Annotated in this window: 26 protein-coding genes; 18 read left to right on the plus strand and 8 right to left on the minus strand. The window is 38.1% G+C overall.

The genetic code is table 11. The features are described from left to right. Positions 1–219: 219 nt before the first annotated feature. From ACHWSC_RS00670 to ACHWSC_RS00690, 5 genes are all read left to right on the plus strand, one after another. The gene (locus ACHWSC_RS00670) at positions 220–1317 is read left to right on the plus strand and encodes a mandelate racemase/muconate lactonizing enzyme family protein (protein ID WP_075991068.1); all 1098 of its coding nucleotides are present in this window, start codon (positions 220–222) and stop codon (positions 1315–1317) included. A 254-nt stretch (positions 1318–1571) separates the two neighbouring features. After that, the gene (locus ACHWSC_RS00675) at positions 1572–1943 is read left to right on the plus strand and encodes a BlaI/MecI/CopY family transcriptional regulator (protein WP_394675474.1); all 372 of its coding nucleotides are present in this window, start codon (positions 1572–1574) and stop codon (positions 1941–1943) included. Next, positions 1936–3411 carry an N-acetylmuramoyl-L-alanine amidase gene (locus tag ACHWSC_RS00680; RefSeq protein ID WP_394675475.1) on the plus strand — a complete coding sequence of 492 codons (1476 nt, stop codon included), beginning with the start codon at positions 1936–1938 and terminating at the stop codon, positions 3409–3411. Before ACHWSC_RS00675 ends, ACHWSC_RS00680 begins: the two co-directional genes overlap by 8 nt. Positions 3412–3727: 316 nt before the next feature. Beyond that, on the plus strand, positions 3728–4708 hold the full coding sequence (locus tag ACHWSC_RS00685; protein ID WP_046674101.1) for a deoxyhypusine synthase family protein: 981 nt from the start codon (positions 3728–3730) through the stop codon (positions 4706–4708). A gap of 91 nt (positions 4709–4799) precedes the next feature. Beyond that, on the plus strand, positions 4800–5462 hold the full coding sequence (locus ACHWSC_RS00690; RefSeq protein WP_394675476.1) for a hypothetical protein: 663 nt from the start codon (positions 4800–4802) through the stop codon (positions 5460–5462). A gap of 72 nt (positions 5463–5534) precedes the next feature. Here the strand turns inward: ACHWSC_RS00690 and ACHWSC_RS00695 are convergent, their stop codons facing one another. Beyond that, entirely contained in the window at positions 5535–6149 is a 615-nt protein-coding gene (locus ACHWSC_RS00695) for a hypothetical protein (protein ID WP_394675477.1), read from the minus strand. 167 nt (positions 6150–6316) lie between these two features. Between ACHWSC_RS00695 and ACHWSC_RS00700 the strand changes: the two genes are divergently transcribed. Beyond that, entirely contained in the window at positions 6317–6892 is a 576-nt protein-coding gene (locus ACHWSC_RS00700; RefSeq protein ID WP_394675478.1) for a non-canonical purine NTP diphosphatase, read from the plus strand. Between the two features lie 141 nt (positions 6893–7033). Here the strand turns inward: ACHWSC_RS00700 and ACHWSC_RS00705 are convergent, their stop codons facing one another. Next, positions 7034–9607 carry an OstA-like protein gene (locus ACHWSC_RS00705; RefSeq protein WP_394675479.1) on the minus strand — a complete coding sequence of 858 codons (2574 nt, stop codon included), beginning with the start codon at positions 9605–9607 and terminating at the stop codon, positions 7034–7036. A 54-nt stretch (positions 9608–9661) separates the two neighbouring features. Here ACHWSC_RS00705 and tilS point away from each other — a divergent pair, with 54 nt between their 5' ends. The 7 genes from tilS to ACHWSC_RS00740 all read left to right on the plus strand — a co-directional run bounded on the left by tilS (position 9662) and on the right by ACHWSC_RS00740 (position 14763). Then, on the plus strand, positions 9662–10993 hold the full coding sequence (gene tilS / locus ACHWSC_RS00710; protein ID WP_394675480.1) for a tRNA lysidine(34) synthetase TilS: 1332 nt from the start codon (positions 9662–9664) through the stop codon (positions 10991–10993). A gap of 144 nt (positions 10994–11137) precedes the next feature. Beyond that, positions 11138–11632 (plus strand): hypothetical protein, encoded by a 495-nt coding sequence (locus tag ACHWSC_RS00715; protein WP_120333501.1) that lies wholly within the window; start codon positions 11138–11140, stop codon positions 11630–11632. A gap of 89 nt (positions 11633–11721) precedes the next feature. Continuing rightward, positions 11722–12042, plus strand: coding sequence for a DUF4834 family protein (locus ACHWSC_RS00720; protein ID WP_088160261.1), 321 nt, complete (start codon positions 11722–11724; stop codon positions 12040–12042). Positions 12043–12075: 33 nt separating this feature from the next. Next, positions 12076–13179, plus strand: coding sequence for a DNA replication/repair protein RecF (recF, locus tag ACHWSC_RS00725; protein WP_088160262.1), 1104 nt, complete (start codon positions 12076–12078; stop codon positions 13177–13179). Between the two features lie 46 nt (positions 13180–13225). Then, complete coding sequence (locus ACHWSC_RS00730; RefSeq protein WP_227550177.1) at positions 13226–13498, plus strand: DUF721 domain-containing protein; 273 nt, start codon at positions 13226–13228, stop codon at positions 13496–13498. Between the two features lie 11 nt (positions 13499–13509). Beyond that, complete coding sequence (locus ACHWSC_RS00735) at positions 13510–14073, plus strand: Crp/Fnr family transcriptional regulator (protein WP_394675481.1); 564 nt, start codon at positions 13510–13512, stop codon at positions 14071–14073. A 255-nt stretch (positions 14074–14328) separates the two neighbouring features. Beyond that, the gene (locus tag ACHWSC_RS00740) at positions 14329–14763 is read left to right on the plus strand and encodes an SRPBCC family protein (RefSeq protein ID WP_394675482.1); all 435 of its coding nucleotides are present in this window, start codon (positions 14329–14331) and stop codon (positions 14761–14763) included. Positions 14764–15129: 366 nt separating this feature from the next. Here ACHWSC_RS00740 and ACHWSC_RS00745 read toward each other — a convergent pair whose 3' ends face one another. The 3 genes from ACHWSC_RS00745 to sucC form a co-directional block, all read right to left on the minus strand. Next, on the minus strand, positions 15130–15750 hold the full coding sequence (locus tag ACHWSC_RS00745; RefSeq protein ID WP_394675483.1) for an L-threonylcarbamoyladenylate synthase: 621 nt from the start codon (positions 15748–15750) through the stop codon (positions 15130–15132). A gap of 149 nt (positions 15751–15899) precedes the next feature. Continuing rightward, the gene (asnS, locus tag ACHWSC_RS00750; protein WP_120333497.1) at positions 15900–17345 is read right to left on the minus strand and encodes an asparagine--tRNA ligase; all 1446 of its coding nucleotides are present in this window, start codon (positions 17343–17345) and stop codon (positions 15900–15902) included. Between the two features lie 322 nt (positions 17346–17667). Next, on the minus strand, positions 17668–18861 hold the full coding sequence (gene sucC / locus ACHWSC_RS00755) for an ADP-forming succinate--CoA ligase subunit beta (RefSeq protein ID WP_046674091.1): 1194 nt from the start codon (positions 18859–18861) through the stop codon (positions 17668–17670). Positions 18862–19033: 172 nt separating this feature from the next. On the opposite strand from sucC, the gene ACHWSC_RS00760 reads away from it, so the two are divergent. The 4 genes from ACHWSC_RS00760 (at position 19034) to ACHWSC_RS00775 (ending at position 21934) form a co-directional block, all read left to right on the plus strand. Beyond that, positions 19034–19684 (plus strand): ABC transporter ATP-binding protein, encoded by a 651-nt coding sequence (locus ACHWSC_RS00760; protein ID WP_394675556.1) that lies wholly within the window; start codon positions 19034–19036, stop codon positions 19682–19684. A gap of 29 nt (positions 19685–19713) precedes the next feature. Next, on the plus strand, positions 19714–20193 hold the full coding sequence (locus ACHWSC_RS00765) for a hypothetical protein (protein WP_145327825.1): 480 nt from the start codon (positions 19714–19716) through the stop codon (positions 20191–20193). Positions 20194–20271: 78 nt separating this feature from the next. After that, positions 20272–20802 (plus strand): HAD family hydrolase, encoded by a 531-nt coding sequence (locus ACHWSC_RS00770; protein ID WP_394675484.1) that lies wholly within the window; start codon positions 20272–20274, stop codon positions 20800–20802. 79 nt (positions 20803–20881) lie between these two features. After that, a complete protein-coding gene (locus ACHWSC_RS00775; RefSeq protein ID WP_394675485.1) occupies positions 20882–21934 on the plus strand; it encodes a LacI family DNA-binding transcriptional regulator in 1053 nt (350 codons plus the stop codon). An 81-nt stretch (positions 21935–22015) separates the two neighbouring features. Here the strand turns inward: ACHWSC_RS00775 and lpdA (ACHWSC_RS00780) are convergent, their stop codons facing one another. Beyond that, a complete protein-coding gene (gene lpdA / locus ACHWSC_RS00780) occupies positions 22016–23404 on the minus strand; it encodes a dihydrolipoyl dehydrogenase (RefSeq protein WP_070560650.1) in 1389 nt (462 codons plus the stop codon). A 245-nt stretch (positions 23405–23649) separates the two neighbouring features. Here lpdA (ACHWSC_RS00780) and ACHWSC_RS00785 point away from each other — a divergent pair, with 245 nt between their 5' ends. Beyond that, entirely contained in the window at positions 23650–23949 is a 300-nt protein-coding gene (locus tag ACHWSC_RS00785) for a DUF3817 domain-containing protein (protein ID WP_046674086.1), read from the plus strand. 86 nt (positions 23950–24035) lie between these two features. Here ACHWSC_RS00785 and ACHWSC_RS00790 read toward each other — a convergent pair whose 3' ends face one another. Together ACHWSC_RS00790 and lpdA (ACHWSC_RS00795) are read right to left on the minus strand one after the other, a co-directional pair. Then, complete coding sequence (locus ACHWSC_RS00790) at positions 24036–24440, minus strand: acyl-CoA thioesterase (RefSeq protein ID WP_075991086.1); 405 nt, start codon at positions 24438–24440, stop codon at positions 24036–24038. 67 nt (positions 24441–24507) lie between these two features. Further along, positions 24508–25914, minus strand: coding sequence for a dihydrolipoyl dehydrogenase (gene lpdA, locus ACHWSC_RS00795; RefSeq protein WP_394675486.1), 1407 nt, complete (start codon positions 25912–25914; stop codon positions 24508–24510). Positions 25915–26062 lie beyond the last annotated feature (148 nt).

The following is a 26062-nucleotide window of genomic DNA, read 5'->3' on the forward strand; positions in this document are numbered from 1 at the left end:
TTTTATCATTTCTTTTGAAGTGTTTTGTTGCTGATATTGTATTTGGTATTCGTGGCTGTTAATACAGTTTGATGCGTAGCTGAATAATGCAACATTTGGCAATATTTTTTTGTGCGATATGGAAAAAGCATCCCAAGATTGCGAGAATATATATAAATTAGGCAAAGTATTGCATATCCTTTTATGCTGTATCGACATGGCTTAACTAAAGAGAATGAGATGAAAATAACTGAAATTGAAATTTATCGACTAAGCATTCCTATGGAACCTTTTGTCATTGCGACAGGGACAATGGACTATGCGCAAAATACTTTTATACGTATATATACCGATGCCAATATATATGGTGTGGGCGAATGTTCTGCCTTTCCGATGATCGTTGGAGAAACACAAGATACTTGCTTAGTTCTGGCTAGAGATTTTGCAAAGATCTGGAAGGGGCGCGATCCTTTGGCCATAGAAGAGCGTTTGGCTGAATTGGATTTGTATATTGCCGGTAACAAAACGATCAAATCGGCTTTTGATATGGCCTTGTATGACTTGGCCGCCAAACATGCTGGTCTACCGCTTTATCAGTTTCTAAAGGGAACGAAACGAGAAATTACGACAGATATCACTTTAGGAATTGCGTCTCCGGAAGAGATGGCGCTGAAGGCAAAGCGTTTACAGGACGAAGGTGCGGTCATGTTTAAAGTTAAACTGGGGAAGGAGCCAAAAACGGATATTGCACGCATTCGTGAAATACGTAAGGCTGTTGGATTCGAAATGCCTATTCGCGTGGATGCAAATCAAGGCTGGTCTTATGCGGGGGCAATAGAAGCTTTGCAGGGGCTAGAACCTTTTAAGATACAATTTTGTGAGCAACCAATGCGTACCTGGGATGACGAATATTTACCGCAATTGCGCACAGAAACTATTGTTCCCGTGATGGCGGATGAATCTGTTTATTCTCACCATGACGCAGAGCGTCTCTGCAAAGCTGATGCTTGCGATTATATTAATATTAAATTTTCGAAATCAGGAGGTATTCAAGAGGCCTTAAAAATTAATCATATTGCCGCGGAATACGGTATTACTTGTATGATCGGAGGAATGTTGGAATCTCGCTTGGCTTTGGCTGCTAAGGTACATTTCGCGTATGCTGCCCCAAATGTCAAGTTTTTTGATCTGGACACTTGTATGGTTGGCCATCTGGAGGATCCTGTTATCGGTGGTATTCAATATGACGGATACAAAATACATATCTCAGACCAAATTGGAATCGGGGCAGATATAGACCAAACTTTTTTAGATCAATGCGAGAAATGGATCATTTAAATTGGAAAAAAAATTATGAATAGTATGAACTGGGGAATAGGGACACAAGAGATTATTGTCCTGATTATTATCGTTATCTTTTTGGTAGCGGCCTATTTGTTTTTCTCTAAGTTGTTGAAAAAGTAGGTTTTAATTTCTTTTTTTTGATTGAATATCTTCTGTGAACTTGTTTTTCAGTTTTATAACTTATTTTTCAGTTGTAAAACTAAAAAATAAGTTATAGCTTTATGTTAGCATAAACAACGTATCAAATTATGGAAGAATTAACAAAAAAAGAAGAGGAAGTCATGCAGGCGATCTGGAAGCTCAAAGAGGTCTTTGTCAAAGATATTATTGAGTATCTGGATCCAAGTAATTCCATACCCTATAATACAATCTCCTCGATTGTAAGAATATTGGAAAAGAAAGGGTATGTAGGTTATAGAGCCTTCGGAAAAACTTATCAATATTATCCTTTGATTTCGAAGATGCAATACCGAAAGTTATCATTCTCAAGAGTGCTCGATCATTATTTTGATGATTCGGTTGAGAACTTACTGTCTTTTATGGTAAAAGAAAAGAAGCTTTCGGCGGAGGATATTCAGAAAATAGAACAACTCATCAAAAAACACGAAGATCATGAATAGCTTACTTTATTATTTATTTGAAGTTAACTGCAGTCTGGTAATCGGCGCAGTTCTTTATTTTCTGGTATTCAGACAGCTTTCATTTTTTCAATGGAACCGTTATTTTATCCTGGGTTTATGTTTGTTGAGTCTGCTTCTGCCATTTGGAACTGTACGTTTGGGCGAACTATTTCTTTCGCCGACAAGTCCAGTGCTCGCTTTTGAACAATCGAACACAGTTGCTCATTCGATAGGAGCTTCGGGTGATCTCGTATCTGAAACAGAAATGGTCGATTCTTTCTGGCATTCCTTTTCGATTGGATATGGCATTGCTTATGGTTATCTGCTTGTATCTTTTGTTTTGTTATGCCGATTTGCGTTACGCTATATCCGCTTAGGCCGTCGTATTGGACAGCTGAGTCAGTATAAATTTGAAGGATTTACGATGGTTGCTCCCTTTGGACATTATGCAAATTGTTCAGTTCAGCATGTAATTGTTATGGAAGAAGATCAGCTTGATACGCCAGATGGAAAATTGATTTTTGAACATGAGAGCCAGCATATTGTTTTTAAACATCGTCGGGATAAATTGTTTATAGAAATTTTTCGTTGTCTTTTTTGGCTAAATCCATTTGTTTATTGGATGCGTAGACAGTTGTATTTGGTGCATGAATATCAGGTTGACGAGGTATTGGCCAATCGATATGGTAACAGCCGCTATGCCCGTTTTCTACTGACTTTAACGCAACAGCCCTGTCCTGCTGGATTGCAGAGCAGTTTATTTAACAATAGGCATGAGCTGGTTGAACGGGTTCAGGCCATGATGGCAAAACCTTCCTCTAAAAAGAAAAGATGGCAATACGTATTGACCGTTCCTTTATTAGGCTTTTTACTGCTATTTTACTCTTTTATTAATCCACCGAAGAGCGTTTGGTTTTCCGCATCTTTAAATGGGAAAAAGAATCCGTCTAAAACGATCATCCTTGACCCCGGACACGGTGGGAAAGACACGGGGGGGATTTCATCTTTCGGATTGGAAGAAAAATCATTGACCTGGGAAACCTGTTTACTTTTGAAACAGGAGCTGGAGCGCAAGGGGTACAAAGTAGTGTTGTCAAGGGCTGCTGATGAATATAAATTACTCAGAGACCGATCGAACTTTGAAGGGGATTTATTGCTATCGATCCATTTCGACAATGTAAAGGACAAACAATCTCTTCCTATTCGAATATTATATCAGTCGGGGGTTAATCATACGATGCTAGAAGAGCTTAACCGCAAATTTGCATTTAGTTTGGGGCAAAGGTTGCAACAGAATGGACTGGCAGCAAGTGCTCCGGCGATAAATACAAAACTAGCGATTTTACGTGGTGCTAAAATACCGGCACTTCTTCTTGAGCTGGATAACATCAATGCCATTGATAAAAATGTGAAACCTGACTTTGTCAATAAACTAGCCCACGCTATAGATCAAAGTTTCGAATACTGATCTGTTTCATAGCCGTGTTTTGAAACGAGAGATTTTGGAACAGGAATTCAACATTTATTCTAAAACAGTGGTCGATTCAAGAATTATTGGCCTAAATTTTAATTATACATTTGGCCTTTATAAAAAGCAAAAGATCAAACAGACTTCGATCGAAGGAGAAGCGTCACGTTTATAATCGCATATGAGGAATACCATTCTTTTTACATTTGTTAAAAAAAATGTGGTCTATACGCGTTTTGAATCTCTGTTGGAACGAAAATAGATTATATTCAGTACCTTTGCGATACTTATTATTTTATAAAAGTTAGAAAATATCATGAGTACTCAAAAAGGACCTATTTCTCAATTTATTGAGCATAATTACCGTCACTTTAACGCAGCTGCATTAGTAGATGCTGCAAAAGGTTACGAGGAACATCTATTGGATGGTGGAAAAATGTTGATCTCTTTGGGAGGTGCAATGTCTACCGCTGAATTGGGTGTTTCTTTGGCAGAAATGATCCGTCAAGATAAAGTACACTTTATTTCTTGTACTGGTGCTAATTTGGAAGAGGATGTGATGAACCTTGTGGCACACTCACACTACAAAAGAATCCCGAATTATAGAGATTTGACAGCTGAGCAAGAAAGAGAGCTATTGGATAATCACTATAATCGTGTTACAGATACTTGTATTCCGGAAGAAGAAGCTTTCCGTCGTTTGCAGAAACATCTTGAAGATGTTTGGCACGCTGCTGAGGCTAAAGGTGAGCGTTACTTACCACATGAGTTTCTTTATCAAGTTGTTAACTCTGGTGTGTTGGAGCAATATTATGAAATCGACCCAAAAGATTCTTGGATTGTTGCTGCTGCTGAGAAAAATTTACCAATTGTATGTCCAGGATGGGAAGATTCAACGACAGGTAATATCTTCGCTTCCAATGTGATCAAAGGTAAATTGAAAGCGAGTACGGTTAAATCTGGTATTGAGTATATGATTTACTTGACAGAGTGGTACCGTAACAACTCAGCAGGTAAAGGTGTTGGATTTTTCCAAATCGCAGGTGGTATTTCTGGTGACTTCCCAATCTGTGTAGTTCCGATGATGTATCAAGATCTTGAATGGGAAGAAGTACCTTTCTGGGCTTATTTCTGTCAAATTTCAGATTCAACAACTTCGTATGGTTCTTACTCTGGTGCTGTTCCAAATGAGAAAATCACTTGGGGCAAATTAGATATTGATACACCTAAATTTATCGTAGAATCTGATGCGACGATCGTTGCGCCATTAATCTTCTCGTATATCTTAGGTCATTAATCTTTTTGACATACAGAAAGGAGCGATTCTTCGCTCCTTTTTCTTTTCCCTTTTTCTTCTTTATCTTTACTGTCTAATATTTCTTTTCTCGATGAGCAATCTTACAACAGATAATCCCGTTGCACTTCAGACCTTAATGGATGAAACAATCTTTGGAAATGGTTTTGATTTTCAAGGCGATCTGTCTGCACATCCTTTACAGGAGGAGAACAGTGCGCATGCGCAAACAGCTGTTGTACAGGCATCATCGACAACGAAGGACACTTCGTGTGTAGCAGTGGGGGTAGGTGCGGAGCAGGCCGTTGTGGCTATTGAGCCCCGCAAGGGCGGTGATACTGTTAACCATCTTGAAGTATTGGGTGGTGAATTTATCTATCAAGGAAATAAGGATCAGGGAGTACTTTTTATTTTGCGTTACGAGCAATACCCCTACTTTTCTCCAGCCGCATTGGACGCTTTTGAAAAAACAATTGGTGCCTTGAAATTGACCAAAGAGACCGTTGCGGTTCTCAATTTGGCAAATTCCCATAACCCGAATGATTTTAAGCGCATTATGCAGTTTTTTCAACCGACTAAGATTATATTGTTGGGTGTGGAACCTGCATCTTTGAAACTTCCATTTATTGAACATAATTCCTATATGAAAGGCCGTATTGCAACGGTTTTTAATACGTTCAGTTTTGAAGAGATGTTTGTCGATGTGAATAAAAAGAAGCTGTTCTGGAACGAATTTAAGACCTTTATTGTTTCTTGATTTTTTTATCAGAAACTTGTTATGAATAAAATTGGGATTTAAGAGGGAATGTGAGCTCTTAAACCCCATCTATTATTTAATCTTCTTTGTTATTAATTTGGCAAGGGACTTTGCAGTTTTAGCGTAACCCTCGGCTATTCTGTCATTGGTATTGGGTATCCCGACGAAATCAAAATCTCCAGGTGCTTTTTCACTGTTTATTTCGAGTAGCACATTAGCGGGATTAGCTGTTTCGATAAACTTTAATAATGTGGTAACTTTTGCATGTTGTTTCATTACTCCGGCAAACCACCCTGGATAGATCCATGTTGTTTGAACGACTAATGTGTAAGGGGCCGATTCTTTGCTCCCTGTCGCGATAGCACAGTTTTTGTTCATAGAAGCAAAAAATTTGTTTGGAAATGCTGTAGATTTAGAATAAGCCCAGTCGTTTTTCCAGTTTTCGGCTTCATTCGTACCTTTATTTGCACTGATGTCTTTGTTTCTTTTTTCTAAATAGTCATTTTCTGACATCTTCTCGTTATAAAAGGTCATGGGAGTATAATCAAACACAACGTTCAATTCTTGTTGTCCTTTTAGGAACTCAAAATTTCCAGAAAGAACTTTCATTTTTTGTGCAAATGTACTGCATGGCGACACCATCACTAAGAACAGCAGTAGATAAACTGCTAAAGAAAACTTTTTCATTATTTTTATTGGGTTAATAGTTGCCAAATATAAGTTTTATTACAGAATATATATATCGTAATGCTTATTTTTGAAGGTGTAACTTCATGGAAAAATCGTAGCCCACGGCAGAGTGAGGAGCACGGTCGATAAAGCGAAAGAACAAACAAAAACTAAATTTGAATAAGATGCTAGAACTTGTATTTGCAACCAATAATGCCCATAAATTAGAGGAAGTCCAAGCGATCGTGGGGAGTGCTTTTATCATTAAGAGCTTAAATGATATTGACTGTAATGATGATATTCCAGAGACGGGAGTGACCTTTGAAGAAAATGCCCAGCAGAAAACGGACTATTTGGTGAACAAATATGGTCTTTACTGTTTTGGAGATGACTCAGGCTTGGAAATTGATGCATTAAATGGCGAGCCTGGAGTTTATTCAGCACGTTATTCCGGATCGAGGGATATGGAAAAGAATATTGATCTTGTCCTGGAAAATTTAGGCAATAACCCCAATCGTACAGCGAGATTCAAAACAGTTATTTCCTTATATTTGAATGAGCAGCAGCACTTTTTTGAAGGAAGTATCGAGGGGAAAATTATTGAAGAACGTAAGGGTATTGATGGTTTTGGTTATGATCCCATTTTTATTCCGAATGGCTATGATAGAACGTTTGCCGAAATGACAGCTGCGGAAAAAAATAGCATTAGCCACCGAGCGATTGCTGTAGGCAAACTTGCTGAATACCTAAAAACAAAATAGGTTAATATTTCTTTCAATTAGATTAGAAGTAGGAGCTTTCAATTTACCAGGAGGAGATCCTAATCTGATCGGTTGAAGCCTAAAAAAAGGAAGTGCAAAACAATTTGTTTCGCACTTCCTTTTTTTTATTGACTTCTGCTATTATTTAGCTTTTACTTTTGTTTGGGTACTATCTTGAGCAGGTATTATCGCCGATTTACTAGTTGTTGAGTCGGACTTTGCAGCTACTTTGTCAGTTGCGGTCTTTACACTTGTTTTCGTAGCGTTAGCTTTATCCGTTGTTTCAGATGGCTTGGCTGTTTTGGTTACAGCGCTTGTTTTATTGTTTGCAGCTTCCACCTCTTTTTCTTTCTCGAGAGTTTCGTCCGCGCCAGCTTTTTTGGTGGCGCCTTTTTGGGGAGTAGTTGTTTTATCGCCTTTCTTAATAGACTTCATTGTTCCAGATTCTTCACCTTCTGGTGCCGCCGGAACCGTAAATGACGCTTTTGAAAGATCCCTTTTTCGATTTAATAAATCATCTTTTGATTTAGGTCGATCTTCGGGGCGCCAGGTGAAATTCGGAAGAAACTCCTTGTCGGCCGTGACTTCAGCAATAGGATATACTTTGCCATCGACTTTCCGAATAGATACATATTCCTTCAGCTTATTATCTTCCATCAAGATCTTGAAACGACTGCTTCGATCATGGACAAGCTCAGTGGTTATATTGGTCTTTTCATCAATATTGTAGAATATATTTTCAGCGTTGCCATCAACAAACAGACGTTCCATACGGTTATTGGTGAAAAAGCTAGTAATCTTCCGACCTTTAATCTGATTGAATTTCAATGAGTCACTTGTTGCGTTTACCATGAAAGCGTTACCGACAAGTAGCGAATTGTCTAATTTTTGATTCTTTACCTGTAGGAAAATGGTATCGCCCGATATTTGTGAGTTTTCGGCCCACATCATTGGTTTTCCCATCAGTCTGAACATGGAATCTTGCATACCATAATACATAGAATCTGCTACTGCTTGCAAGTCCGATTTAAATAATCGGGCATTATAGTATGCCTTTATAATCCGTGTTTTGGCCGTATCCTGAGCGAGAGAATCCCGTTTACCCTTTTGGGCATTTTTTAAAGCTGCTCCCATCAGTTTATCGGATTCACCGCCTTTCGGGATGATCGCTTTTTTACGCAATACACTATCAGCCTTGAGATTTTTTTCAATTTCTATCTTGTTTTGGTCACCGACAATAGCTGGTGTTTTTTTTGTTGCAATCGGTTTCTTATTTGTAAGTGTATCTTGTACTTTTTTAATGCTCTTTTCAAGAACCGGTTTGCCGCTGTCTTTTTTATGCAAACTGTCGATTCCCTTGTGAAGGTCATCTTTTATGTTTTCTAATGTACCCGTGGAATCAACTGTTGTTGAGCTGGAATCCTGGTCACCATAATCGACCTCATTGTCATCCTCAATCGCCCCACCTTCACGATTCAATTTAAAATCTTTTGCAATATAATCTCGGCGAAATATCATCTGTGAGAAGAGCGTGTCGGCTGTCATAAAAACAGAATCTACCTGTGAATCAGCCTTAAGTGGTTTATTATTGCCGCTTTTGATATTTTTACCTGGATTTTCCTTTTCTTCTAGAGCAACTTGCGATGTAGTTTTATTTGATTTGAGGTCATCTTTGTGTTGTTCTTTTTCAATCTTCTTCAATTCTTTAGCTTCATTTTTTAGCTCTTTCTCCGATTTTTGTTGGACGGGAGACAAAGAAGATACAGAATCTTTTTGTGTTGAATCTTTTTTGACAACCGAAATGATCAGGGGTTTGTCCGTCATTGTAATGGATTCGTTTCTCCCGTTGTACAAACCAAATCCACCATAGGCATAAAATTTGTCCAAGGTATCAACAAAGACCACATTTTTTACGGCTTTACCGATTCCCACTTGTCTATCGTAGAATAGGCTGTCTCCCTTAAGAAACTTTGTCCCTTCTGTGTAGAGGTTGTTTTTAGAGAAATAAGCCTGGCCCGTTGCCATATGGTATCGGCCTTTTTCAGTATACAGGTTTTCCCCTTTATTTCCCTTGATATTGGTAGGCCCATAGAAATCAGTAATGCGTGTATTACCATTATATTTCATGGAGTCTGTATAGACTTTTACATTGGTTGATCGGACCACAACTTTTTGATTGAAATAAGATTCCCCTGTATTTTCGAAATAAGTAGCTCGCTGACTTGTAATTGTATCGCTTCCTGATAGAATACGCCCACCACTGTAATAATTACCGATTTTACTTCGCATATTATAGACAAGATGATCGGTTGTCAGTATAGAGCCACTGGTGCTGACCATTCGTACAGCGCCCGTAAGTGTAGCGAGCTGCATGGCCGCTTCATAGTGCAATTTATTGGAAAATATCTGCGTACCGTCGGGTTGAGTAATGATTACATTTCCAAAGGCTTCAAAAAATTGTCTACCAATGTTGTCTTTGTGTAAATAGCCACTATCTGATGATAGTGTTGAGCCTACATGTTCATAGACTGGGCGGTAAAAGAGGATATTGCCGTCTTTTCCAGTAATAATATGGGATGATGAAAGAAGCTTTAGTTCATCCTGTTTCTGAGCTTGGACCGACAAGCCAGTTAAAATAAATACAATAAGTGTATAAATGTATTGTTTCACAAGGGCAAAAATATGGATTTTAATTGCTACTTCACTGGATTTCACAAATTTTAAGACTTGAATTTATCATTCGGACAAAATATACCGTAACTTTGTTATATGAATGTGCTGGAAAGACTAATGGGCTATATTGAGAAGGAGCATTTGTTGATGCCTCATGATAAAATATTGCTTACGGTGAGTGGAGGAAAGGACTCGATGTTAATGGCACATTTATTTGCAAAAGCAGGGTATACGATTGCTATTGCACATTGCAATTTTCAATTAAGGGGGGCGGAATCTGAAGAGGATGAAGCTCTAGTCAGAAAATTTGCAGCGGAAAATAATGTGCCAATATACGTGAAGCACTTTGATACACAGGCTTACGCAAAGGACCATCAGATTTCGATTCAAATGGCGGCACGGGAACTTCGTTATGCTTGGTTTGAGAAATTGCGACATGAGCTGCAGTTCGACCGAATTGCAGTAGCTCAGCATCTGAACGATCATATCGAAACGGTACTCCTGAACCTTTCACGTGGAACCGGTCTCCAAGGCCTCCAGGGTATTTTCCCTATCAGAGAGCGCATCATCCGACCACTACTTTTTCTGAAGGCTAGCGAAATTGAACATTTCGTGAATATGTATGGGATTGCTTATCGAGACGATCAATCCAACTTTTCAACAAAATATGCACGTAATAAAATAAGGATTGATATCATCCCACATTTTAAAAAACTTCAGCCAGATTTTGAGATGGTCTTCGAGCAGAATATCAATCATTTTAAGGAATCTTACCAGCTGTTGCAGCAATTTGTGGAGCCCATTCGGAGAAAGCTGTTTTACCCTATTGACGAAGGATGGGGAGTTCGGAAGGAAGATCTGGAACCCTATATAGATAATCTGCCTTTGCTCTATGAGTTGTTTTCGGCTTTTAATTTCTCAAAGCCGGTACTAAGTGATCTCCAACAAGCTTGGTCAAGAGAGTCTGGACGTATTTTTCAATCCGAAGCCTACCATATGCTCCTGGATAGAAATGAACTTTTTATTCGTGAAAAGGAATTTATTTCACCTGATGAGGCTTTAATCACCTCCGAAACTTCAACTGTGGAGTGGAAACACTATTGTTTTCATGCCAATGTTTCTGCGGATCTAACTATTGTCAAAGCGAGTGAGGTTGCAAAGCTGGATTATGATGTATTAGTTTTCCCGCTCACGATTCGATCATGGAAAGTTGGCGATAGCTTCTATCCTTTAGGTATGGAAGGGCGCAAGAAGTTGAGTGATTTTTTTATCAATAAGAAGATCAGCTTATTTGAAAAGGAAAATATCCCGATCGTGGTGAATGGAAATGGAGATATCCTTTGGGTAGCCAATTATCGCATGGACAATCGTTATAAAATTACCGCCAATACAAAAAAAGTCCTTACTTTAGTTTGCAGAACTGATTAGCAAGAAAAATTGTTGCTGCTAAAAATGATGGAAGGATCCTGAATGATACAAAATCTATAGCAGCAAAAATGATACTAATGAGGAGTTCAAATAGTAAGAGACAATGGTGCGAAGTCTCCAAATTAATAGCTAAATCTTAAGTAAATGAAAGAAGGTGTACTCTATTCGGAAAATCAATATTTAGGTCGTGACCGTGTTTGGATCAGCGTGCGTTTAGTGCTCGTACTTTTTTGTTTTACGGCATTTTATTTGAATTTAGACCATTTGATATCGAGCCAATTGTTCTTTATTGTAGGAGTAGGGATTATCATCACATCTATTGTCATGATGTATATGGTATTATTTCGTACGGAAGTATTTCAAGACCATATACTTATTAGTGGACTATGGTCTACTCGAGTCGTCAAAATCGATCTTGCCTCCATTACAAAAATAGAAAAGGCGCCTTATAGTACATTCTTTTTCAATAATCCTGTTTATAATCTGCACACTAAAGGAAAGATTAAATTCTTCGCTGGAGGCAAAAATGCTGTTTTTTTAACAGATAAAGATGGTCTTACTTATGTGTTGGGTACACAGCGCCAGGAAGAGCTCTATCGAATTATTATGGAAACAAAAGCGCGATTAGGAAAGTCTTAAAATTTGTTAATAAATTCTTATCTGACATTTTAAAGACAACAGTTTATCGAGTTATTGGTTAAATTTGATAAAATAGCAACGAATTAACTATGGCATTTTTAAAATTTATACTTATTACATTCGCTGTTTACTTTGTAGTAAGATTCTTATTTAGATTATTTTTACCATTTGCAATGCGTAAAGCAGCTGAAAAGTTGATGAAAAAAGCGCAGCAGCAGGGGGGAGCATACGGTAGCCAAGGATCAGGCGGTACCTTTTATTATGAATTTAATGGTCAAGGGCAACAGGAAAGTAAAAGGTCTCAGCCCGAAGGTAAGGTACATGTCGATTACATTCCGCCGAAAGAAAGCCCTGAACGCAAAGGCACTGAAACCGCTGGTGAGTTTGTGGATTTTGAGGAAATAAAATAATTTTTAGCAATCCAAATAGCGTATCTTTGTGCTATGTGGCTGAAGCAACTTTCTGTTCTAAATTTCAAGAATTACTCGGAATCATCTTTGGAATTTCTCCCCGAGGTAAATGCGTTTACAGGGAATAATGGTGTTGGTAAAACCAATCTTTTGGATGCGATTCACTATTTATCACTCTGTAAAAGTTATTTCAATCCAATTGATTCGCAGCATATCAAATCAGGAAATGACTGGTTTATGGTACAGGGTGAATTTGATAAAGAATCCATTAGTGATTTCATTTCTTGTAGCCTAAAAAAAAATCAGAAAAAGCAATTTAAAAAAAATAAGAAGGATTATCCGCGACTGGCTGATCATATCGGCTTATTTCCTTTGGTCATGGTATCCCCAAACGATAGCATCATCGTCACAGATGGGAGTGAAGAGCGTAGAAAGTTTGTGGATAATGTGATTTCCCAAACAGATAATAAATATTTAGATACCCTGATTATTTATAATAAGTTTTTAGCCCAACGTAACAGTCTCCTTAAACAAGCACGTCAAACCAGTGTGTTGGATCTTGGCCTAATCGAAATTCTCAATTTTCAACTTGAAGAAGTTGGAAATATTATTTTTCAAAAAAGAAGGTCTTTTATGGAGGAGTTTCAGCCGGAGTTTGACCGACACTATCAGTTCCTTACCGAGGATGCAGAGTCTGTTCAATTACAATATGAATCGCCTTTAATGACAGATTCTTTTCTAAATATTTTGGAGAAGAATTTGGAACGTGACCGTATGCTGGAACGCACAACGCAAGGAATACATAAAGATGATCTGATCTTTACCATTCACGGTGGAATGCCCTTAAAGAAGTTTGGTTCTCAGGGCCAACAAAAATCTTTTCTAATTGCCCTGAAGCTTGCACAATATTCTTATCTCCAGCAGAAAAAGGGTTTTAAGCCCCTACTTCTTTTGGATGACATCTTTGATAAACTTGATGATCGCCGTACACATAAATTGATGCAGATGGTTTCAGAAGATGATTTTGGACAGATTTTCCTGACAGATACGGATTCCGTGAGAATTCAGCGAATCTTTGACGAAATCAGCCGACCTGTTCGTATATTTGATATTGAAGGAGGACAAGTCAATGTATAAGAAGCAAACTAAAAAAAGCCTGGAATTCATTCGGTCAAGCGACGATATGACAATTAAGGAGGGGGTTGAGCGTCTTCTTGAGGCTTATAAACTACGGAGAAAATTTGATGAAACTTCGATCGCATCTGTTTGGCCTCAATTGATTGGTAAAGCTATCGCTAATCGCACACAGCAGCTATATGTTCGTGATAAAAAACTGTTCGTTCGTGTAGAGTCTGCTGTTATTAAGAATGAATTGGCGCTTATGCGAAGACAAATTCTTGGAAGGGTAAATGAATATGTAGGTCACGTCATTATTGAAGAAGTCGTGATTTTATAAAACCTCCTTTCATGTTAGATCAACTCTTTCGAGATTTTTTTCCTATTTCTGAGGCTAGTACCTTAAAACTTTTCTCAAACTTCGAACGCATTGAATTAAAACGAGGTGAATATCTGATCAAGGCGGGCGATTACTCTTCCAATCTGTTTGTGATAGAATCCGGATTAATCCGTCAATATGCTTGGTCAAAAAAAGGAGAGTTTACGCAATGGATAGGTACAAGGAATCATTTTGTGACAGATCTTGCTTCTTTCATTTTTGACAGGGCTTCCATATGGAATTTCCAATGCATTAGCGATTGTACGGTATACCGTTTGTCAAAGTCCGATTACCAGCGAATGGAATCCGAAATTGTGGAATGGAATAAATTTGAGAAGGCTTTTTTGGCAAAATGCTTTTGTACTATGGAGCAGCGAATCTCGGATTTTATTTGTCTAACAGCGGAAGAAAGGTATGTCCAATACTTTGAACAACATAAATTATTATTCCAACAAGTTCCCCTTCAATATATCGCCTCCGTGTTGGGTATGAGCCCAGAAACCTTGAGTCGTATTCGAGCAAAAATAAGTTCTTGATAAAAGTCAAGAGCGAGCTGCCTGTCTTTTTCTAGTTTTGTCCTGTAGCTGTTAACGAACAGCTTGCTTAATCGAACACGTAACCAAAATTTTGTGTATTTATACGGTTCATAATAGGCTTGGAATAGTTTGTTTGTAGCTGTAATAATTGAAATTAATACGAAACTAGAATAGCATCACATACGCTTTATCGTTATTTGAACACAGGTGAAGAAGCTTGAGCTATTTTGTCGTTTCAGCGATAAAAAGAACAAAATGAAAAAGATTGAAACGAGTATTCTCATTGATGCAACAGCAGAAGAGGTTTGGCAGGTATTAAGTGAATTTAAGGCTTATTCCCAATGGAGCCCAACAATCAAGCAGTTTGAAAAGCAACCGGTAGTCGGAAAACGCTGCAAAGTCCTTTTAGAACAACCAAACGGATTCAAGATCAAAATGAATCCAAAATTCCTTTCTATTGAACAGAATAGCGAGCTGCGCTGGAAAGGAGATTTATTCTTTCCAGGTATTTTTGATGGCGAGCATTATTTTAGGCTAGAACAAGTGGGAGCTTCACAAGTTAGATTTGTCCAAGGTGAATTTTTTTCTGGATTGTTGGTTCCTTTTCTGGGAAAACTACTGATAGAAACAAAACGCGGATTTGAACTTTTCAACATAGCGATAAAAGGACGGGTAGAGTGTCGTTCTTAACTTTCCACAGGGATCTGTTAGTCTAGTTTATTTATAAACATGATATTTAGCGAATTTGTCGATGAATGTTATCTTATACACATTTTTATGTGTATAACCCCTTAGTTTTACACATTTTGTTATTTTTTTGAATCCTTTTGGTTTGCGTTATTAACAATTTGGTGTTGATAAAGGAGTACTTATACACATTTTATGTTAATGTATAGGTGTTGACAGGCTACTTATTAACATTTATTGTGTTAATAAGTAGCCTGTTTTGTTGATAAGTATGTTGATAGGGGGAGTTTATACACAAATTACCAACAATGCTGCTGTTGGTAATTTTGCAAATAGTTAATAAGGGGAGTTTCTATTGAAAGTTGGTTTTTATAGGAATTGCTCCAAATCACCTTTTCCTTCACGAATAATATCAAAAGTTCCTTCTGTAAGATCGACCACGGTAGATGCGACATTATCGCCATAACCGCCATCTATAACAGCATCAACTAGATCTTCGTATTTTTCATGAATTAATTCGGGATCAGTAGAATATTCAATAATTTCATCTTCATCGTGAATGGAGGTTGTCACAATAGGGTTGCCTAATTGTTTGACAATTTCACGAACAATATTATTGTCTGGCACACGTATACCCACAGTCTTCTTTTTGGAACTTAGTAGCTTAGGGACTTTAGTTGTTGCGTTAAAAATAAAGGTAAAAGGTCCAGGCAAGGCTTTTTTTAATACACGGAATACGGAGGTATCGAAGGATTTTGTGTATTGCGAAATATCTGTTAAATCATAGCATATAAATGATAGATTGGCCTTTTCTGGTTTTAGACCTCTAATTTCACATACTCGTTCTATGGCTTTTTGTTGCGTGATATCACAGCCGATACCATATACGGTATCAGTAGGGTAGATGATTACACCTCCACGCCGTAGAATATCAACCGCCTGTTCTATTGCCTTGGGGTTAGGATTGTCGTTATATATCTTAATAAGCATTTTCTATTTTTGTTAAGTACCTGAATTAGGTTTAATCTTAGCCACTGTTGTAGGAAGTCAATAGGGCAATGGTTATTATCTGCATTCAGATACGCTATATCTAAAAGAACAACAGCCAAAATATTTTGTTTTGGCTGTTGTTCTTTATATTAAAATTCTGCGTTTTTCGGCGTACGTGGGAATGGAATGACGTCGCGAATATTGGTCATTCCTGTCGTGAATAAAACGAGGCGTTCAAAACCTACACCAAATCCTGAATGCGGTACCGATCCAAAACGACGTGTATCCAAGAACCACTCCATTTCTTCTGCAGGAATACCAACTTCAGCCATGCGATCGAGTAAGCGATCAAGGTTTTCTTCACGCTGCGAACCACCGACCATTTCACCAATACCTGGGAAAAGAATATCCATGGCACGTACGGTGTTTCTTCCTTGCGCATCCGGCTCATTTTGCTTCATATAGAAGGACTTGATTTCGCGCGGATAGTCTGTTAAGATAACAGGTTTCTTGAAGTGTTTTTCAACCAAATAGCGTTCGTGTTCCGATTGTAAATCAGCACCCCAATCATCAATTAAATATTTGAATTGTTTCTTTTGGTTTGGTTTGCTACGCTTTAATATTTCAACAGCATCGGTATAGGTAACGCGTTCAAAATCGTTTGTTAATACGAAGTTTAATTTCTCAACAAGATTTAATTCTGAGCGTTCTGCAGCAGGCTTAGATTTCTCTTCTTCCAACAAACGATTGGTTAAGAACTCAATTTCTTCTGGACAGGTTTCCAAAGCATATTTGATTACATATTTCAGCAAAGCTTCGGCCAAGTCCATATTGTCCTCTAATTCATAGAAAGCCATTTCGGGTTCGATCATCCAAAATTCAGCCAAATGACGTGTTGTATTTGAGTTTTCCGCTCTAAATGTTGGACCGAACGTATAGATGTTTCCAAATGCCATGGCACCAAGCTCACCTTCCAATTGGCCCGATACAGTAAGGTTCGTCGATTTTCCAAAAAAGTCTTCTTTGAAATCGATATCTCCATTTTCTTTGCGTGGCGGGTTTTTTAAATCCAAGGTTGTAACCTGAAACATTTCTCCAGCACCTTCCGCATCGGAACCTGTGATGATTGGTGTATGCATGTAGACAAAGTCGTTTTCCTGAAAAAACTTGTGTACCGCAAATGCTAAAGCATTACGCACTTTGAATACTGCATTGAATGTTCCGGTACGGAAACGCAAATGCGCAATTTCACGTAAAAATTCTAAGCTATGCTTTTTGGGTTGTAATGGATATTTTTCGGGGTCAGAGTCGCCAATAATACTTACTTCAGTAGCTTTTACCTCAACTTTTTGCCCTTTACCCAATGATTCTATCAATTGACCTTTTACGCGAACTGCGGCTCCAGTAGTGATACGTTTTAAGATATCTTCAGGTGTATTTTCAAAATCGACAACTGCTTGAATATTATTGATTGACGAACCGTCATTGATTGCTATAAACTGATTGTTGCGGAAAGTTCTTACCCAACCTTTAACAACGACCTCTTTGCCAAATTCTGTGGCATTCAATAGTTCCTTTATTCTTGTGTGTTCCATCTTAATTTTTGGAGATTGACTTGTAAAAGATGCTTTGTTAAAAAAGCAATACAAAAATAAGCTATTCTGTTGGTTTATTGGTTATAAATGTTGATTTAATTCGCTTAAAGATGGTTCGTTAACCTGCACAAGGAAAATATATTTTGAAATAAAGACAGGTGAAAACTCAAAGATTGGAAAATGGCACACACCTCGTTTTGCTACGGAATATAGGTTTGCTAAGAAGAGAGCTTTTTGTTTGTGTGGCGAACGATAGGAAGATTAGAAACAAAAAACGCGGACTATAACTAGTCCGCGTTTTTTGTTATGATGATTAAAGGAATTAACCTTTCAATACTTTCGTTACCAATTCAGCAGCTTCTTTCAATAAGATTGCAGAATAAACTTGTAAACCGGACTCATCAATTAATTTTTTCGCTTCTTCAGCATTCGTACCTTGAAGGCGAACGATGATTGGAACAGGGATGTTACCGATTTCGCTGTAAGCATCAATTACACCTTGAGCAACACGGTCACAACGAACAATACCACCGAAGATATTAATTAAGATCGCTTTTACGTTAGGGTCCTTTAAAATGATATTGAAACCAGCTTTTACAGTTTCAGCATTTGCAGTACCACCTACGTCCAAGAAATTTGCAGGTTCACCACCAGCTAATTTAATGATATCCATTGTAGCCATTGCTAAACCAGCACCATTTACCATACAACCTACGTTACCATCTAATTTAACGTAGTTTAGGTTTGATTCACCAGCTTCAACTTCCGTTGGATCTTCCTCAGTTACATCACGCATAGCAGCGTAATCTGGGTGACGGTACAAAGCGTTCTCATCAAGATTTACTTTCGCATCAACTGCTAGGATCTTGTCGTCTGAAGTTTTTAATACCGGATTGATCTCAAACATAGAAGAGTCTGTAGAATCGTATGCTTTGTAAAGAGCGGCAACAAATTTCACCATTTCTTTGTGTGCAGCACCAGAAAGACCAAGATTGAAAGCAATTTTACGTGCTTGGAACCCTTGTAAGCCTACTTTTGGATCGATTTCTTCTTTGAAAATCAAGTGTGGTGTTTTTTCTGCAACTTCTTCGATGTCCATACCACCTTCTGTAGAGTACATAACGATGTTACGTCCCTTAGCACGGTCTAATAATACAGACATGTAGAATTCTTTTGTTTCGCTCTCGCCAGGATAATAAACGTCTTGAGCTACCAAAACTTTGTTTACTTTTTTACCTTCAGGTCCAGTTTGAGGCGTTACTAATTGCATGCCAATGATGTCAGTTGCTCTTTGTTTGACTTCATCTAAGTTCTTAGCTAACTTGACACCACCACCTTTACCACGGCCACCAGCGTGAATTTGAGCTTTAACAACAACCCAATCAGAGTTGTAGTCTTCTTTCATTTTTTTGGCCGCTTCCACAGCTTGCTCTGGAGTATCTGCTACGATACCTTCCTGTACGCGCACACCAAAGCTCTTTAGTATTTGCTTTCCTTGATATTCGTGAATGTTCATTTGCAAAAATATTTGGCGTAAAAATATAATTTTTTGGGGGATAAGACAAGGGATAAGTTGCTCTTTTATCTATTTTTTGACATTTAGACAAAATAAAATGGCTGGAATAGAGAAATAACAGCTTATTTATTCAAACTCGTGGTATCGTAAATTTATTTATCTTTGTCCTATGATGTTACATGCCAAAGGAATTCACAAAGCTTATGGGTCATTACCAATTTTGAAAGGTGTTGATATCGCTGTTGAAAAAGGGGAAATCGTCAGTATTGTCGGTGCTTCAGGAGCTGGTAAAAGTACACTGTTGCACATCATTGGTACCTTGGATAAGCCTGATCAGGGAACGGTTTCCATCAATGGTGTTGATGTTCAAAAATTGAATGCTAAAAAGCTAAGCGCTTTCCGAAATGAACATATTGGTTTTGTTTTTCAATTTCACCATTTGCTGCCTGAATTTACAGCCTTGGAAAACGTGTGTATTCCAGCTTTTATTCAAGGAAAGGGAAGGTCCGAGGCGGAAGCTAAAGCAAGAGAATTACTTGAACTATTGGGGGTTTCTCATCGTATTGATCACAAGCCTGCTGAAATGTCTGGCGGAGAACAACAACGTGTTTCTGTGGCTCGTGCTCTGATCAATGATCCTTCCATTATTTTGGCAGATGAACCTTCGGGTAATCTTGACTCAGAGAATGCAGCAGCTTTGCATCAGTTGTTTTTTGATCTTAGACATAAATTTCAGCAGACATTTATTATCGTTACCCATAATGAGGAGCTTGCCCGAATTTCGGACCGAACGATACATATGCGCGATGGGTTAGTCGTGTAACAGTAATCCGGATTATAATTATATTTTTAATGAAGAAAATACTCATAACTTTCGGGACCAGACCTTTGGCGATGCGTATCGCTAAAAGACTTGGGGCTGATTTCGAAATATTATATGCAAGTTCAGAAGATATTCCAGAATTGCTTTTAGCGTCGGGGAAATATGCCAAAATTCCAAAAGGTCTTCTTCCTACTTTTGCACATGAGATACTCAAATTAAGTTTAGACCAACAGGTTGATTATGTGCTGCCTTTAGGTGGTTTTGAGCTGGAACCATTGGCTGCAGCCAAAGTTTTATTTGAGGAATATCAGATTTCAGTTCTTGTCCCTGATAAAGATCTGCTTGAAACTATTCCTGTTATGGAAAATCCGCCAGCTGATTTGCCTTATAGACTTCTGTCAAAGGGCAACGATTTATTGGACTCAGCGACTTTCGAAAGATCACTGGATGGATTGTTTGTTGCTTCGGATTCCGGGGAGGATTTAGCATTAATCTGTGTATCCAAATAGAATCTTATTTTTGTGGTTAGTGTCATTAAGGTTTTAACCCTGTTGACATAGCCCTTAAATTTTAAGCTTTTATATATCATGATGTTCCCAGAAGAAAAAAAGGTATATGTTTTTGAATTAGATGATGTTGTTTTTCCTAAAAGGGATTACTTACTTCAAGTATATTATCTTTTTGCTAATTTTATAGAATTTACAGAGACAGTTCCGGCTCAAGCAGATTTGGTTCAATTTATGAAAAATCACCTCGAGCATCAAGGTGAGAATTTATTGTTCGAACATGCGCAGCAAACTTTTGGATTTGATCAAAAATATAAGGAAAATTTTGAGCGGCTTCATGTCAATGCAATTTTGCCACTACAGTTACATTTGTTTGATCATATTAATACGCTGTTTAGGCAGTTAAAAGCCGCAGATAAACATGTTTGTATTTTGACGAAAGGAAATCCGCTAGAACAACTCAATAAAGTCAAATTTGTGGATTGGGGTGAATATGGGGATGATATAAAAGTTTACTTTAAGGATGAACTTGTTTTTAGGGGAATTGATCCATTGGAGTTCCTCGCCAATGAGTTTACGGTGGACACGACCGCAATTCAATTTGTAGACTAAGTTTACAGTCAGTATCTTTGTTGAATCTACCAACAATAATTGTTATTAAAGTCGTTGTCGATATTGTTGAGAAAAAATTATGATTAGGGATATAAAAGCCCTATTTTTATATAAAGCCCTTGGATTTATGAATAAAGTGAACAAGCCTGCCACGATTAAAGAAATTGCCAAGAAGCTGAAAATCAGTCCTTCGACAGTTTCTAGAGCATTGAATGATCATCCTAGTATTGGATTGGTGACAACAATGCGCGTAAAAAAAATGGCCGAAGAATTGAATTATGAACCCAATCAAACGGCTATATTCTTCAAGCAGCGTAAAACATTTACGATTGCTGTTATCTTACCGAGTTTGTCCGAACCGTTTTTTTCTTTCGCCATTAGTGAAATTGAAAATGTTGCATCAGAACACCGATATACTGTGCTGATGGGACAATCACTGGATGACCCCGAGCGTGAAGAGCAGATCTTAAAAACATTTAAAAACCATCGTGTCGATGGGATTTTGATGTCTATAGGTAAAAAGACGACCAATTTAGAATTCATTGAGAAATTGGAAGCGTCTGGTATCCCGATTGTCTTCTTTGACTGTGTGCCTAGTTTACCCAATATCAATAAAGTACAAAGCGATCTTTCTACGGGTATGAACGAAGCTGTGGATGCTTTCGTCGCGCGTGGACATAAAGTTATTGCCCTTGTAAATGGGCCGAAAACCTTGCCGGCTAGTGAAGATCGAAAAGTAGCTTATCTATCCGCCATGAAAAGGAATGGTATGGATATTCTAGAAAAGAATATCATCGAAACAGACCTGAGTACGGAAGGAAACGAAAAGGCTATGGATAGTATATTTGCGATGTCTGAGCGACCTTCTGCAATTATATCTTTTAATGACTTTGTTACACTTGATTTGATGAAAGCGGCCAGACAAAAGGGGCTTGTCTTAAATCAAGATATTTTCTTTATTAGTTATGCCAACTATCCGTTATGGCAATATATGGAAAATCCGCCAATGGGACGCATAGAGCAATTTCCGGGAATGCAAGCGCGTAAAGCGGCTGAAATTTTATTTGAACGCATTGACAACACCGAGATTGTCGATCAACAGATCGTCTTTAAGTCGCGATTGGTTATGTAATCGCTATTAACCATTCGATCATAAAACTAAAAAGGGAAAAATCGTTAGATTTTCCCCTTTTTAGTTTTATTTGTTTTACTACTACAAGTGGATCACTTCACCGTAAGCATCAGCACAAGCTTCCATAATCGCTTCACTCATTGTTGGGTGAGGATGTATTGTTTTAATCATTTCATGACCTGTTGTTTCCAATTTGCGGGCAACAACAACTTCTGCAATCATTTCTGTAACATTGGCTCCGATAAGGTGTGCACCTAGGAACTCACCATATTTAGCATCAAAGATAACTTTAACAAAGCCATCTTTCGCACCAGCAGCTGAAGCTTTTCCTGAAGCTGAGAATGGGAATTTACCAACTTTAATTTCATACCCGGCTTCTTTTGCCGCTTTTTCGGTATAACCTACAGAAGCAATTTCTGGGGAACAATATGTACAGCCAGGGATATTATTGTAGTCAATAGGTTCAACATGTAGACCTTTGATTTTTTCAACACAAGTGATTCCTTCTGCTGAGGCAACGTGAGCCAAGGCTTGGCCTTTAACAATGTCACCGATCGCATATACACCTTCGATGTTTGTTTTGTAGAAATCATCTACAACAACACGGCCGCGATCAGTTTTTACACCAACCTCTTCCAAGCCGATATTTTCGATATTTGGAGCGATACCAACTGCCGATAATACAATCTCTGCTTCGATAACTTCAATACCTTTTTCTGTTTTGATAGAAACTTTGCTCAACTCACCTGTTGTGTCAACGGATTGAACTTCAGATTTCGTTAAGATGGTGATACCTTGTTTCTTTAAGCTTTTCTCTAATTGTTTTGAAATTTCCTCATCTTCAACAGGAACGATTCTATCCATAAATTCTACGATAGTTACTTTTGTTCCGATTGCATTATAGAAATAAGCGAACTCAACACCGATAGCACCTGAGCCAACAACAACTAAAGATTTTGGTTGTTTAGGAAGTGTCATTGCTTGACGATAGCCGATGATTTTTTTACCATCTTGAGGTAAATTAGGCAATTCACGTGAACGTGCACCAGTCGCTAGGATGGTATGTTTTGCCGAATATTCTTTAGTAGAACCGTCTGCTCCTTTCACATCGATTTTACCACCTTTTTTAATTTTTGCAGTTCCATTGATGACGTCGATCTTATTCTTTTTCATCAAGAACTGAATACCTTTACTCATTCCTTCAGCAACCCCGCGACTTCTTTTGACAATAGCGTCAAAATCAGCCTCACCACCTTGAACATTGATGCCGTAATCAGCGGCATGGTTTAAATATTCAAATACCTGAGCACTTTTCAATAATGCTTTTGTAGGGATACAGCCCCAGTTTAGACAGATTCCGCCTAATGATTCGCGTTCAATAATCGCTGTTTTGAACCCTAACTGAGCGGCTCTAATGGCAGCAACATACCCGCCTGGACCACTACCGATTACAATGATGTCGTAATTCATATAAATAAATATTCTGTAGTTGAGTGTTATAGCTTCAAATGACAAAATCTGTGAAGCATATATTCATTCAAAAGTACGCATTTTTTCTGATGAATATGAACTATTTATTGTAAAATTGGCGGTTTCTGATAAAACACTGTCGCTGTTTCTAGCTGAATGTCACATCCTGGTCAAAGGGGGAAAAATAATAGTTAAAGCGTTTTTAGAGTCTTATTTTTGAAGTTCACAATACACAGTTTATCATTATGTTAAGAATATTCAGACAGATCGCCCTGTGGGAAGCAATCTCCACCATTTGCTTGTTTTTTATTGCCATGCCGTTGAAATATTTCGCGGGAATCCCCGAAGCAGTCAAAATAGCCGGTTCCATTCATGGCTTCTTTGTCGTTATCTTCGTCGTTATGCTGATCATGTCAACTGTAGAATACAAGTGGCCTATATTAAAGGCCGTGAAATATTTCTTGGCTTCTTTGATCCCTATTTTTGGCTTTTGGGTGGAATTGGATCTTAAAAAAGAAATTGAAGGAAAGAGACAGAAATCATAGTTTGTTTAAAAAATACAAATGCATGAATTTTTGCAAAGGGTTAGGTAGGGGGGGAGATACCAAATTAATAAAGACAGGGGAGATGTTTAATCATCTCTACCTGTCTTCTCAATCCCCATATACGCATAGGTAATGCTATCTTTTCCATGAGGAGCTGGATTACCATCTTCATCCAAGTTGACAAAGACCAATTTATCGATCGATAGAATTGTTTTCCTGGATATTTTATTGCGTACCTCGCAGCGCATCGTTAAAGATGTTGTTCCAAAATTAATCGCTTCAATACCCAGTTCGAGAATATCGCCTTGCTTGGCTGAGCTTACAAAGTTTATTTCTGAAATAAATTTCGTAACCACTTTGGGATTTCCTAATTGAACGATAGCATAGATGACTGCTTCTTCATCAATCCATCGCAGTAGTGTTCCTCCAAATAATGTTCCATTGGGATTTAGGTCTTCGGGTTTGACCCATTTTCTTGTATAAAAATTCATCGTGTATAGGTATTTATGACAAAGGGGAAAAGTTTCCTTTTCCCCTTGAGTATTCGATATTTCTCGCCTAAGCGTGTATTGCTCTGTTTGCTGTAGCTGCTAGCGCCGCCTCTTTGATTGCTTCAGTATAGGTTGGGTGTGCATGGCAAATACGCGCGATATCCTCTGCAGATGCACGGTATTCCATAGCTACGGTTGCCTCACCAATCATATCTGCTGCACGAGGACCAATCATATGTACACCTAATACTTCGTCAGTTGTCGCGTCTGCCAGTACTTTTACAAAACCATCCGTGTCACCAGATGCTTTTGCACGACCAGAAGCTTTGAAAGAGAATGATCCAGCTTTGTATTTTATACCTGCGTCTTTAAGTTGCTCTTCAGTCTTTCCAACAGAAGCAACCTCAGGCCAGGTATAAACAACACCTGGAATCAAATTATAATCAATATGTGGTTTTTGACCTGCAATATATTCTGCAACATATACACCTTCGTCCTCAGCTTTGTGTGCCAACATTGCTCCAGTGATCACATCACCAATTGCAAATACACCTTGTACAGCTGTTTCCAGATGGGCATTAACAGGGATTTTCTTGCCTCTTTCTTCTACTGTGATGCCGATATTTTCTAATCCTAAACCTTCAGAATATGCGGTACGACCAACGGCTACGATACAATAGTCGCCTTCTAAAGTGACTTCTTGTCCTTTCGGATCTTCAGCAGTTACTTTTACAACTTTACCTTTAGCGGAAGCTCCAGTCACTTTATGACCTAAATAGAACTCCATGCCTAATGATTTTTTCAAAACACGTTGTAGTTCTTTTCCTAAGCCACCATCCATTGTACCGATGATAGATTTTGCAAATTCAACAACAGAAACTTTTGAACCCAAACGAGCATAAACAGAACCTAGTTCCAAACCTATAACACCACCACCAATGACAATAAGGTGTTTTGGAATCTCTTTTAGGTTAAGTGCTTCGGTTGAGGTAATGATTCTTTTTTTATCAACAGGTAGGAAAGGCAATGAAGTCGGTTTCGATCCTGTTGCGATAATTACATTTTTACCAGTAATCTGTTCTGTAGAACCATCTGCTTTTGTTATTTTGATGGTGTTTTTGTCCACAAATGAACCCACCCCCTGAAAACTGTCAATTTTATTCTTCTTAAATAAGAAGGTAATACCAGCAGTATTTTGGGCAATGACATCGTCTTTACGAGCAATCATCTTTGCCATGTCTACTTTCAGGTCTTTCAAGCTGATGCCGAATGCATCAAAATTGTGCGCAGCATTGTGGTAATGCTCCGAAGAATCTAAAAGCGCTTTTGAAGGAATACATCCAACGTTAAGACAAGTACCACCAAATGTGCTATATTTTTCAATAACAGCTGTTTTTAATCCTAATTGGGCACAACGGATAGCTCCTACATATCCGCCTGGACCACTTCCGATTACAATTACGTCGTATTGCATTGATTACGTTTTATTTTTTTGTACCACAAATTTAATGATTATTAATGGGATAGGAAATCAAAACTTACGATTTGTGACCAAAGATCCTTACTTTCCATTTTTTTGATAAAAGAATGGAAATTATGCACCTTGGGGAACAATGAATCGG

This window comes from uncultured Sphingobacterium sp. (genome assembly GCF_964277905.1).
GTDB classification, from domain to species: Bacteria; Bacteroidota; Bacteroidia; order Sphingobacteriales; family Sphingobacteriaceae; genus Sphingobacterium; species Sphingobacterium siyangense.